The sequence below is a fragment of the Helicobacter pylori genome (genome assembly GCF_900120335.1).
Taxonomy (GTDB): domain Bacteria; phylum Campylobacterota; class Campylobacteria; order Campylobacterales; family Helicobacteraceae; genus Helicobacter; species Helicobacter pylori_BU.
In genome coordinates, this window is sequence record NZ_LT635477.1 from 978,957 (window position 1) to 991,823 (window position 12,867).

General features: G+C 41.1%; 6 protein-coding genes. 2 read left to right on the forward strand and 4 right to left on the reverse strand.

The genetic code is table 11. From position 1 onward, the window contains the following. Positions 1–597: 597 nt before the first annotated feature. Positions 598–2,148, forward strand: coding sequence for a Hop family adhesin AlpA (gene alpA, locus CS889_RS04810; protein WP_089087002.1), 1,551 nt, complete (start codon positions 598–600; stop codon positions 2,146–2,148). Positions 2,149–2,169: 21 nt separating this feature from the next. Continuing rightward, complete coding sequence (alpB, locus tag CS889_RS04815) at positions 2,170–3,753, forward strand: Hop family adhesin AlpB (RefSeq protein WP_089087003.1); 1,584 nt, start codon at positions 2,170–2,172, stop codon at positions 3,751–3,753. Between the two features lie 787 nt (positions 3,754–4,540). Here the strand turns inward: alpB and hofG are convergent. The 4 genes from hofG to carB form a co-directional block, all read right to left on the reverse strand. Further along, the gene (gene hofG, locus CS889_RS04820) at positions 4,541–6,085 is read right to left on the reverse strand and encodes an outer membrane beta-barrel protein HofG (protein WP_000806979.1); all 1,545 of its coding nucleotides are present in this window, start codon (positions 6,083–6,085) and stop codon (positions 4,541–4,543) included. Positions 6,086–6,413: 328 nt separating this feature from the next. After that, on the reverse strand, positions 6,414–8,861 hold the full coding sequence (locus tag CS889_RS04825; protein ID WP_089087004.1) for a TonB-dependent receptor domain-containing protein: 2,448 nt from the start codon (positions 8,859–8,861) through the stop codon (positions 6,414–6,416). Positions 8,862–9,118: 257 nt separating this feature from the next. Then, complete coding sequence (locus tag CS889_RS04830) at positions 9,119–9,550, reverse strand: Sua5 YciO YrdC YwlC family protein (protein ID WP_089087005.1); 432 nt, start codon at positions 9,548–9,550, stop codon at positions 9,119–9,121. Positions 9,551–9,554: 4 nt separating this feature from the next. Continuing rightward, positions 9,555–12,812 carry a carbamoyl-phosphate synthase large subunit gene (carB, locus tag CS889_RS04835; protein ID WP_089087006.1) on the reverse strand — a complete coding sequence of 1,086 codons (3,258 nt, stop codon included), beginning with the start codon at positions 12,810–12,812 and terminating at the stop codon, positions 9,555–9,557. Positions 12,813–12,867: the final 55 nt, after the last annotated feature.

Here is a 12,867-nt window from a genome sequence, read left to right on the forward strand (position 1 = left end):
ATCGCTACCATGTCATATCATTAGAGTATTATAATGGGATTTTTATGAGATGCAAGAAAAACACAAAAAAAACGCTAGCAAGATTTTAACTCTAGCTTGCGCTAGAGCCAAAATTTTAGTATAATGGCGTGGCGTTGCGATGGCCATTAAAACTATGATCACTAATAGTAACTTCATAGTTGGTTATCTCCTTTCTGGGATAACCACCCGCTATTATCCCAAACCCTAACATGCTCCAAATTTTCGCAACAAAAGAGAAACCTAGAAATGACTACTTGCGTTGGCGTGATTATAGTTTAAAAAACCTAAAAATGCCAAAAAGCGTTTTTTAAAAACCCCAAAATTTAAGGCTAATCCCCCTATAGATCCCGTTTTTTTTTTTTTTGTAAAAAGCGTCTCAATTGTTGTAACTTTATTTCCTTTATAAGGGGTCTTTAAGGGGGTTTTTAAGGTTAGTTTAATTTTCATTATGTGAAAATATCACAATTACATTTGACAATTTGTATTACTAAACATTATTTACAAATTTACAAGCTCTGATGTAACTGAATCCCAATTTAATCTCAATCAAGGAGCATCCCATTGATAAGGAAAATTATGATAAAGAAGAATAGAACGCTGTTTCTTAGTCTAGCCCTTTGCGCTAGCATAAGTTATGCCGAAGACGATGGAGGGTTTTTCACCGTCGGTTATCAGCTCGGACAAGTCATGCAAGATGTCCAAAACCCAGGCGGTGCTAAAAGCGACGAACTCGCCAGAGAGCTTAACGCTGATGTAACGAACAACATTTTAAACAACAACACCGGAGGCAATGTCGCAGGGGCGTTGAGTAACGCTTTCTCCCAATACCTTTATTCGCTTTTAGGGGCTTACCCCACGAAACTCAATGGTAACGATGTGTCTGCGAACGCTCTTTTACAGGGTGCGGTAGGCAGTGGGACTTGCGCGGCTGCAGGGACGGCTAATAGCAGCTCTCTTGATAATAGCCAAAGCGCTTGCACCGCTGCGGGCTATTACTGGCTCCCTAGCTTGACTGACAAGATTTTAAGCACGATCGGCAGCCAGACTAACTACGGCACGAACACCAATTTCCCTAACATGCAACAACAGCTCACCTACTTGAACGCGGGGAACGTGTTTTTTAACGCGATGAATAAGGCTTTAGAGGCTAAGAATGGAACTACTATTGCTAGCGGTGCGACTGGTTCAGATGGTCAAACTTACTCCACACAAGCCATTCAATACCTTCAAAACCAACAAAATATCCTCAATAACGCAGCGAACTTGCTCAAGCAAGACGAATTGCTCTTAGAAGCTTTCAACTCTGCCGTAGCCGCCAACATTGGGAATAAGGAATTCAATTCAGCCGCTTTTACAGGTTTGGTGCAAGGCATCATTGATCAATCTCAAGCGGTTTATAACGAGCTCACTAAAAACACCATTAGCGGGAGCGCGGTTAATAGCGCTGGGATAAATTCCAACCAAGCTAACGCTGTGCAAGGGCGCGCCAGTCAGCTCCCTAACGCTCTTTATAACGCGCAAGTAACTTTGAATAAGATCAACGCGCTCAACAATCAGGTTAGGAGCATGCCTTATTTGCCCCAATTCAGAGCCGGTAACAGCCGTTCAACGAATATCATGAACGGGTTTTACACCAAAATAGGCTATAAGCAATTCTTTGGGAAGAAAAGGAATATCGGTTTGCGCTATTACGGCTTCTTCTCTTATAATGGGGCGAGCGTGGGCTTTAGATCCACTCAAAACAGCGTAGGGTTATACACTTATGGGGTGGGGACTGATGTGTTGTATAACATCTTTAGCCGCTCCTATCAAAACCGCTCTGTGGATATGGGCTTTTTTAGCGGTATCCAATTAGCCGGCGAAACCGTCCAATCCACGCTCAGAGATGACCCCAATGTGAAATTGCATGGGAAAATCAATAACACGCACTTCCAGTTCCTCTTTGACTTTGGTATGAGGATGAACTTCGGTAAGTTAGATGGGAAATCCAACCGCCACAACCAGCACACGGTGGAATTTGGCGTGGTGGTGCCTACGATTTATAACACTTATTACAAATCCGCAGGGACTACCGTGAAGTATTTCCGTCCTTATAGCGTTTATTGGTCTTATGGGTATTCATTCTAAGAAAGGGGGGAAGAGACAAACATGAAACAAAATTTAAAGCCATTCAAAATGATTAAGGAAAATTTAATGACACAATCTCAAAAAGTAAGATTCTTAGCCCCTTTGAGCCTAGCGTTAAGCTTGAGTTTCAATCCAGTGGGCGCTGAAGAAGATGGGGGCTTTATGACCTTTGGGTATGAATTAGGTCAGGTGGTCCAACAAGTGAAAAACCCGGGTAAAATCAAAGCCGAAGAATTAGCAGGTCTGTTAAACTCTACCACGACAAACAACACCAATATCAATATTGCAGGCACAGGAGGGAATGTCGCCGGGACTTTGGGCAACCTTTTTATGAACCAATTGGGCAATTTGATTGATTTGTATCCTACTTTGAACACTGATAATCTTCACCAATGTGGTAGCACTAATAGCGGTAATCATGCTACTGCTGCCGCTACTACTAACAATAACCCTTGTTTCCAAGGCAACCTGTCTCTTTATAACGAAATGGTTAGCTCTATCAAAACTTTGAGACAAAACATCAGCAACAATATCTTCCAAGGCAACAACAACACCACGAGCGCTAATCTCTCCAACCAGCTCAGTGAGTTGAACACCGCTAGCGTTTATTTGACTTACATGAACTCATTCTTAAACGCCAACAACCAAGCAGGTGGGATCTTTCAAAATAACACCAATCAAGCTTATGGGAATGGGGTTACCGCCCAACAAATCGCTTATGTCTTAAAGCAAGCTTCAATCACCATGGGGCCAAGCGGTGATAGCGGGGCTGCAGGAGCGTTTTTAGACGCCGCTTTAGCCCAACATGTCTTCAACTCGGCTAACGCCGGGAATGATTTGAGCGCTAAGGAATTCACTAGCTTAGTGCAAAACATCGTCAGTAACTCTCAAAACGCTTTAACGCTAGCCAACAACGCTAACATCAGCAATTCAACAGGCTATCAAGTGAGCTATGGCGGGAATATTGATCAAACGCGTTCTACCCAACTATTAAACAACACCACAAACACTTTGGCTAAAGTTACCGCTTTGAATAACGAGCTTAAGGCTAACCCATGGCTTGGGAATTTCGCTGCTGGTAACAGCTCTCAAGTGAATGCGTTTAACGGGTTTATCACTAAAATCGGTTATAAGCAATTCTTCGGAGAAAACAAGAATGTGGGCTTACGCTACTACGGCTTCTTCAGCTATAACGGTGCGGGCGTGGGTAACGGCCCTACTTACAATCAAGTCAATTTGCTCACTTATGGGGTGGGGACTGATGTGCTTTACAATGTGTTTAGCCGCTCTTTTGGCAGTAGGAGTCTTAACGCGGGCTTCTTTGGGGGGATCCAACTCGCAGGGGACACTTATATCAGCACGCTAAGAAACAGCCCTCAGCTTGCGAGCAGACCTACAGCGACGAAATTCCAATTCTTGTTTGATGTGGGCTTACGCATGAACTTTGGTATCTTGAAAAAAGACCTAAAAAGCCATAACCAGCATTCTATAGAAATCGGTGTGCAAATCCCTACGATTTACAACACTTACTATAAAGCTGGCGGTGCTGAAGTGAAATACTTCCGCCCTTATAGCGTGTATTGGGTCTATGGCTACGCCTTCTAAAAAAGCTCAAGGCCTTTTATAGGCTTTGATTAAACCCTTTAACCCCCACTTCAAAAACAACCTAAACCCTTATCAAATCATCTAATAGTTGGGATTACCCCCTAAGAACGCTTAAAAAATTTGTTTGTGCAAGCTCTTTTATTATGTTTATTATGTTTATTATGTTTATTATGTTTATTATGTTTATTATGTTTATTATGTTTATTATGTTTATTATGTTTATTATGTTTATTATGTTTATTATGTTTATTTTAAAATGCGTCTTGGAGTGTTTTTAACTTGTTGCAATTAGGCTTTGAACGAACTCTTTTTAACCCCCCACTTTAAAAACAACCTAAACCCTTATCAAATCATCTAATAGTTGGGATTACCCCCTAAGAACGCTTAAAAAATTTGTTTGTGCAAGCTCTTTTATTTATTTTAAAGCCTTGGAGTGTTTTTAACTTTCTGCGATTAGGCTTTGATTTAACCCTTTAACCCCCCACTTTAAAAACAACCTAAAAAACCCTATCAAATGATCCAATAGTAGGATTAACCCCTAAGAACGCTTTAATGGTGAAAGCAATCAAACGCTAAAGATATTTAGGGTTTCTGTGGTTTAAAAACTTTGTTTTATCGTTTTAAATTTTATGGTAAAACCCATTTTTTAAGGGGAACAACCACCCAAAACTAAATCCCCTTAACCTCTAGGAAGCGCTTTTAAAAAACGAGCTGTGCAAAGTCTTTTATACTTAGGCTTTAAAAAATGCCTTGGAGTGTTTTTAACTTGCTGCGATTTGATTGAAAATCAAAACTTCAGCGTGAGGTTGGTCATCATGTAACTTCTGTCTTGGTAATTCGCGCTAAAATCGCCATCGGGGTTATTGAACTTGGGCGCTCCAAAATACCCTGCTTGATACCCTTTATTGATCCTAGCCCCATAATAAGTGATCCTAAAGTTGAGGAGAACCGATTCAGTGAACGCATAGCTCGCATTGAATTGCAAGGAATATTCATTAGCCCTCCCCACTTGCCCTAACGCATTTTTATTCGCATGAGAGACGCGCCCAAAAACATGCCATGCGAAACGCTTGTGGATCCCTCCAACCGAAGTGTAAAAAGTGAAAGTGTTCGCGTTAGTGATCGCATCAGCCAGCCCGTCATAAGCCGTATTATCCCAAAAATCATAGCCGATCATTCCGGCATGCCTAGTCGTTACTGAGATTTCATTACTGATATAGGAAGTGTTATTCCCCCTTGGCATCGTGTGAGAGCCTAAAAAAGCGTCTGAATTGCCAAAGGTGTTATAAAAGCCAATGGACCAGTTGAAATTATCCCACCAAAAAACCTGGCGGATATTTAAAGTAACGCCATTCCTCCCTAACAAAGAGCCATGGGGCGTGCTGTCTTCCAAGCTATAAGTGTTTGTCTCTGGGTTATACCACCCCCTATAGTATAAAGGGAAAGTTGTCATGATCATGCTTTGAGAGCGAAAGCCCACATTTTCAAAATTCCTATTCGTGTCATAGACTAGCTTAAAACCGGGAGCGTTATAAGTTTTAGGCGCAAAATAATAAAAAAATTGAGCGTCTAAGCCTTTATAAGAATAAGTCGTGGTGATCCCATGCCAGCCATAATTGATGAAATCGTTGCTGTTACTGGGGTTGCCTCCCTTTTTCAAATAAGGCACTGTCGCAAAAAACTCATAAATCCAAGAGTTAAACGCCAAACCTCTCCCAAAAGAACTCCACCACCAAAACCTTAACCTTTGCGTCTCAGTCTTATAGGGCTGATAATACACTTCCCACCCTTGATTCGAACCGCTCATGAAATCAATATTCGCTTCATAGCGCCCCGCTTTAAACCCAAAAACATCTTTGTAATCGTATCGTAAAAAAGCGGTATCCACCACATAAGGCCTTGCATGATAGCTCGCTGATTGAGAAGTCCCCGCATAAGCAGGGCCAAGATACTTGTTAAAAAAGTATCCATGATAGCCCCCAATGAAATTCTCTACAATTGAGCCAAAAACCTTCCCATTAGCCTGGTTAATATAATATTTGGTCTTATCGTAAGGAATGGCTGCAATCGCCCCACCCAAAGAAACAGAAAGCCTGTGGTTTTCAGTGCCTTTAGGGAGTAAATTGACTTTGACTTGCGCTAAAGTTACAATATCTATAAAGCTTTCGGTAGGATAAATCCCTTTTTTGGTATTGATTTGAGAATTGTTAAAACCAATTTTAGAAAAGTTCTCCACACGACCACTAAACCGATAATCAAAAGCTTCTACAGGACACAATAAAAACGATAAAAGCGATAAAGAAGAAGTCAGAAAATACTTTTCTTGCTTCATTAAACTCTCCCTAGACTTAATTGTATGATTTTTCTTATTGAGATTATAATTATAATCAAAAAAAAAAAAAATAGCATGAAGTTAAAATATTAATTAAAGTTCGCAACCCTATTTTACAAAAAATAACCTTTTATTGTAAATTGGTTTAAAATCAAAGGATTAAAATCATATATTTGTTACTTTTAAAGAATGCGTTATTTTTGATTGGACTCATTACCCATGAAATTCTCGCTTCTTTTAGCCCTCCTTTTTTGTTTTTGCGCGGGCGTTTTTATTTCTTCACTTTTTTAATCGCTTGAAAGAAAATAGCCCCCCACGCGCTCAAATTTTAAAACTTATAGGAAATTTCAAACCTAGCGTTAAAGCCAGGCTCTGCCATGCCCCTTGCGTATTTGTCTTGATTAGGTTCATCAGGGCTCATCACCGGGCTTGCTTGATCAATGTATTGTTGGTTAAAAACATTGTTAAACACCGCGTTCAGGCTCAACCCTTTGAGTTTTTTATAAGTAGGCTTGTAAGTGATAAAAAAACTGCTCACCCCATAGCCGGGTTTATGCACATGAAAAATCCCGGGGGTTTTAGGGCAATTACTAGGCCGTCTGTCAATATCCGTAGGGCCGTTACGATAAGGGCTATAAGAGCAATAACTCAAATTAGTAACAAAGCGTGAAAGCCAAGTGATGCTAAGCCCGGTGCGTGGGATCGTATAACTTGCCGTTAAAATAAACACATTGCCGGTCGTGGCCGCCAATTCATACACATCAGCGATCAAACGCCCCTTTAAAGAAGGCCATGATCGCGCCACGCTCAAGCCTAAAGAAAAGCCCTTGTATTTAGCTGTCCCTGAAACTTCATAACCCGGCACATAAATAATATCTTGTGCGGGCAAGTTGGTTACAAAAAGCGTTGAAGAAAATTGATTGATGTAATTAGAAATCAACTGGACAAAACCGGCGGCTCTGAAATCAAAATACTGACTGCTGTATTCGGTGTTAAATTCCGCATTTTGCCCAATTTCTGGCTTTAAATTGCGGTTATAGCGCAAATTGTCTTGACGCATCCACACCAAACCTCCAGGCATAGGGCCTCTAGTTACATACGCGTAAGAAAGCCTGAAATTCAAATTTTCTAAAGGCGAGACGTTTAAAGCCACGCTCGGGCTAAACCCTTGAGTTACGTGCAATTGCCAGTCTTTATCCACTAAAGTATAAACGTCATAACGAGTCCCTGCCCCTAAAGTTACCATAGGGTGCAAGGTGTAATTCGCTTGCGCATACACCCCAACCACATTCGCCGTAGCGCCATTCCGTTGGCAGTGCCCGTTCATGTTAGGATCATTGGGGCTTGTAACCCTTAAGCATGCATCAGGGGCATCGCCGGGTTTGACTAATTCGCTATTAGGGATCGCTTTATCAAAAGTGGTTAAATTCTGGTAATTCAACCCGTATTCCAAAAGATTGTCATTTTTATGATCTATGGTGTGGATCACGTTCGCATTAAACCCGGAATTGATGATGAATAAATTTTTATTAGCGACAACAGATCCCCCTCCAAGGCTTTTAAAAGTGATGGAGCAAGTTTGTTTAAGAGCGTCATAAATGCCCCCTTGCGCCACGCATTGATTTTCTTCGCCTTGAGAAAGTTGCGGGTTTGGGGTGAAAGGGATGATAGCCGCTATATCGCTAGGCCTGAAAAGCGGATCAATTTGGACATTCCTAATGCTCGTATAGCCATTGATTTTTAATTTAGGATCGCCAAAGCGACTCCCCCCTTCCCTTTCATAATTCAAGCTCACGTTATGCACTAAATTGACGCTATAAGTTTTAAACAAACTGGCGTCATTTTCAAACAAACAATCGCTAGGGTTTTTCTCGTTAGGGAAAGCGTTGAAATCGCCGCAAGAATAGGGTAAAAAAGTGCCTGTAAAATTCGCTCTTAAAGGGCGATTAGCGTTATCTCTAGTCATGTTATAACTGAGCGTTAAGGTATCCCTTTCACTCAAATAACCATTGATCTTAGCCATCACATTGTTTTGCTCGCTAGGGCTTGCTGTAACTTTATTATCCGCTTTAGGGTCAAAAAGATTTTTCATTGCGTTATCCCCATCACGATAATAAAAAATATTTTGGTGCGTGTAATACAAAAGCGCATCAAAATGATGGTTACGATAAGCGCCCATAATGGTTTCCCTATCCCCAAAGTTGGTTAAAAAAGTGGCAGCCCCACTTATGGCGTAGTCTTTGCCTTTAGGGATAAAATCGCTCGCGCTCCTAGTCTCCATTTTGATCGCGCCAATTAAAGCCATAGGCCCAGCGCTCGCTTGAGCCGCCCCCTTAGTAACCACCACGCTTTTAAGCATTCCAGGATCAATGATCGTATTGCCTTGATGCCCATAGCTTGCGCCCATTTGCGCCACGCCATCCACCGTAACCCTAGCCAATCTGTCTTCAATACCGCGCACATAAATTTTTTGCGCTATCACCGCGCCACCGCCCACATTGATATTAGGGTTTCTTCTAAACATGTCGCTGATTTGGTTGGCTTGCCTTCTTTCTAATTCCTTACTTGAAATGGTTGTCTGGTTGTTGTAATTAAAGATTTTAGCCGCTTGAGTGGTAACTTTACCCAGAGTGTGTTGGGCGTTCTTTTCTTTATCTTTTTTCCTTTCTGTCTTTTTTTCTTCTTTTTCTTCTTCTTTAGCCTCTAATTCAAATGTTCCTAACAAGGACAAAAAAATAGAAAAACTACAATACTTCCTAAAACGCTTGTCATTCATTCTTAAAATCCTAAATATAGTAATTATTGTTTTTGAAAAATAAGATTGTTATTATAACTAAAAAAGTATTATTTTTAGAGAAAGATTTTTCTCGGTTACTTTATTTTATGATATAAAAATTCATTTCCTTAAGGGGATAGGGGGGCATTTTGCGATAATGTCCCCCTTAACCCCCTTAAAAACCCCCTAACCCAAGAAGACCGCTTTTTTCAAGAGGTTATCGCTTGATTAAAATCAAGCTTTTTTATTTATATTTTTTATCTTAATCTCACTTTTTTATGTTTATAAATCTTGAATATTTTAGAGCTAGAGCTTTCAAACAAACCCCTTTCATCGCTCACAATGACATCTGCGAGGTTGGAAGCGATTTCTTTATCATAAGCGCATTGGGTGAGGTTGGCTGAGGTGCTATAAAGCGTTTTAAAACGCTTTAAAAAATCCCCATGCCTGCCTTTAACCACACGAACGGCCTTAGAGTTAGGGTAAATAAAAGTGGTTTTAGCGCTTCTTCTAATGAGGTTTTTAAACGCGTTGGGCGCGCGTACTAGGCTTTTTAAGGTGCTAAAGTCAGCGCTTTCTATTAAAACGCTTTGGTTTTTAGGGCGGCCTTTTAAGGCGTTGAGTTTTTCGCTGTCTTTAGAGAGTAGCCCAATAGTGGTATCGCTTTGAGCGAGATACACTAACGCCATCAAATTACTTCAAATAATCCTGTAAAGCTAACAACTCGTCTTGTTGAGAGCTTTCTTCTAACGCTAAAAGTAAGACTTCTATCGCGCTTAAAGTCGTGAAATAACTCACATGGTTTTTAAGCACAGAAGCGCGTATGAGTTTGGCGTCATCTTGAGATTTGTGATCGCTGGTGTTGATAGCCATGCTGATTTCCCCATTCATCATCAAATCCATGATATTGGGGCGTCCTTCAGAGATTTTAAGCACTTTTAAAGACTTCACCCCGGCTTTTTCCAAAGCCTTATGCGTGCCTTCTGTGGCACACAATTCAAAACCCAATTCAACCAATCGTTTCATTAAAACGCACGCTTCTTCTTTATCCTTATCTTTGATAGAGGCAAAAATAAGCCCCTTGTTTTTAATGGGGTTAAAGCAAGCCGTTTGAGCCTTAAAAAATGCAAGCCCTAAAGATTTAGCAATCCCCATCACTTCGCCGGTGCTTTTCATCTCAGGCCCTAAAATCAAATCCGATCCATAAAGCTTATTAAAAGGGAAAACCGCTTCTTTTAAAGCCACAAAATGAGGCATTTTAGGCTTATAAACGCCTTTAGAATATTCTACAATATTTTTTTTATCATAGAACTTCAGGGCTTCTTTCAAGTCTTCTAACACCATAACCCTAGTCGCCACTTTCGCTAAAGGAACGCCCAAAGCCTTGCTTAAAAAAGGCACGGTCCTACTGGCTCTGGGATTGACTTCAATCAAATACAGCGAATTTTCATAAACAGCAAATTGGATATTCAATAGCCCTACTACGCCTAAATGCAGAGCGATTTTCGCGCTCACTCGCTCAATTTCATCTAAAATTTCAGGGCTTAGAGTGGAAGGGATAAAGCATGCCGAATCGCCTGAATGGATACCCGCCTCTTCAATATGCTGTAAAATGCCGGCAATATAAACCTCTTTTTTGTCGCAAATGGCATCCACATCTAATTCCACCGCTTTTTCTAAAAACTTGTCAATGAGAAGCGGATTTTTAGGGCTAATCTCTAAAGAATGCGTAACGCTTTCTAAATAATGGTGCAGTTCTTCAATATTTTCTAAAATTTGCATGTGTTGGCCGCCTAGCACATAACTAGGGCGCACGATAATAGGGAAACCAATCACGTTAGCGATGCTATAAGCTTCATCAACGCTTTTAGCCATGCCGTTTTCAGGCTGCTTAATGTCAAGCTCTTTTAAAAAGAGGGAAAATTTTTCTCTATCTTCTGCAATATCAATCACCTTAAAAGGCGTGCCAATAATGGGGGCTTGCATTTTAGCCAAATCTTTAGCGAGTTTTAAAGGGGTTTGTCCTCCAAAATGCACGATAATGCCATCCACTCGCTCCCTTTGAATGATGCTTTTCACGCACTCAAAATGAATGGGTTCAAAATAGAGCGCATCACTCGTGTCATAATCCGTGCTAACCGTTTCTGGATTGCAATTGAGCATGACGCTTTTAATGTTCAAATCTTTTAAAGCAAAGCTCGCATGCACGCAACAATAATCAAATTCAATGCCTTGACCGATGCGGTTAGGCCCAGAGCCTATGATTAGGATTTTCTTTTCTTGTTTTTCTTGTTTGTTTCCAACAGGGGGCAAAGGATTGGGGGCATAGGTGGAATACAAATAAGGCGTGAGCGATAAAAACTCCGCCGCGCAAGTGTCCACTTCTTCAAAATTGGGCACGATTTGTAAATTAGATCTAGCTAATTCCACTTCAAAAGGGCTGACCTCCAAATTTTCATTTTCTTTGATTTTAGCGGCAATCCTGACATCGCTAAAGCCTAAATTTTTAAGCCCTCTTAATTTTTTGGCGTCCGTTAAAACGCTAGAATTGATGCCCTCTTCTGCTTTGACTAGCTTTTGAATTTGAGATAAAAACCACCTGTCAATCTGGCACAATTCAAAAACTTCATCTACAGAAACGCCGAGCCTGAACGCATCAGCAATATAGAGCAAGCGCTTGGGATTGGGCCGGCGGATTTCCTTTTTTATCACCTCTAAATCTTTGCTTAACGATTCAAACCCTAGCCAATTGTTTTCCAAAGAGCATAACGCTTTTTGTAAGGCTTCTAAGAAATTCCCCCCTATCGCCATCACTTCGCCAATGCTTTTCATAGAAGTCCCTAAAGTGCTAGAAACACCGGCAAATTTTTCAAACGCAAAGCGAGGGATTTTCACCACGATATAATCCAAACTAGGCTCAAAGCTCGCTGGGGTGTTGGTAATATCGTTTTTAATTTCATCTAAGCTAAAACCCACCGCAAGCATGGTAGCCACTTTTGCAATGGGAAAACCGGTCGCTTTTGACGCTAGCGCGGAGCTGCGGCTCACTCGTGGGTTCATTTCAATCACGACCATTCTTAAAGTCTCTGGGTGGATCGCAAATTGCACGTTACTCCCGCCCGTATCCACGCCAATTTCTCTCAAAATCGCAAAGCTCGCATCGCGCATGCGTTGGTATTCTTTATCGGTTAAGGTGAGGCTTGGAGCGATCGTGATGCTATCGCCGGTATGAACGCCCATGGGGTCAATATTTTCAATACAACACACGATGATGCAATTATCCTTGCTGTCTCGTATGACTTCCATTTCGTATTCTTTCCAACCCAATAAGGACTCTTCAATCAAAATTTCATTGATAGGCGAAGCGTCTAGGGCGTTTTTAACCAATTCTTGAAACTCTTCAATATTATAAGCGACCCCACTCCCTCCCCCAGCCAGCGTGAAACTCGCTCTAATAATGGCTGGAAAACCAATTTCATTAATGGCTTCTAGGGCTTCTAACTCCGTGTAAGCGTAACGCCCTTTAGGCAAATCCATCCCGATTTTTAACATCGCTTCTTTGAAAGCCTGCCTGTCTTCGCCTTTTTTAATCGCTTCAATCTTAGCCCCCAAAAGCTCCACGCTTTCTAACATGCCCCTTTGGTGCATTTGCATGACCGCATTCAAAGCGGTTTGCCCGCCCATTGTGGGTAAAATAGCGTCAATCTTTTCTTTTTCAATGATAGCGGCGATATTTTCTGGGGTGATGGGTTGGATATAGGTTTGATGAGAAAATTCAGGGTCAGTCATCACGGTGGCCGGGTTAGAATTGATTAAGATCACTCTATAACCTAAAGATTTTAAGGTTTTACAACTTTGAGTCCCTGAGTAGTCAAACTCACAAGCCTGTCCGATCACAATAGGGCCTGATCCTATCAGTAGAATGTTGGAAATATCGGTGCGTTTAGGCATAACCAATCCTTAAAGAAAGAATATAAAATGAAGTGCTATTAGTTTTAAAATATTT

Excerpts from the sequence above, each read along its gene's own strand:
- carB (WP_089087006.1), bottom strand. The coding sequence starts at position 12,812 with ATGCCTAAACGCACCGATATTTCCAACATTCTACTGATAGGATCAGGC.
- alpA (WP_089087002.1), top strand. The coding sequence starts at position 598 with ATGATAAAGAAGAATAGAACGCTGTTTCTTAGTCTAGCCCTTTGCGCT.
- hofG (WP_000806979.1), bottom strand. The coding sequence starts at position 6,085 with ATGAAGCAAGAAAAGTATTTTCTGACTTCTTCTTTATCGCTTTTATCG.
- CS889_RS04830 (WP_089087005.1), bottom strand. The coding sequence starts at position 9,550 with ATGGCGTTAGTGTATCTCGCTCAAAGCGATACCACTATTGGGCTACTC.
- alpB (WP_089087003.1), top strand. The coding sequence starts at position 2,170 with ATGAAACAAAATTTAAAGCCATTCAAAATGATTAAGGAAAATTTAATG.
- CS889_RS04825 (WP_089087004.1), bottom strand. The coding sequence starts at position 8,861 with ATGAATGACAAGCGTTTTAGGAAGTATTGTAGTTTTTCTATTTTTTTG.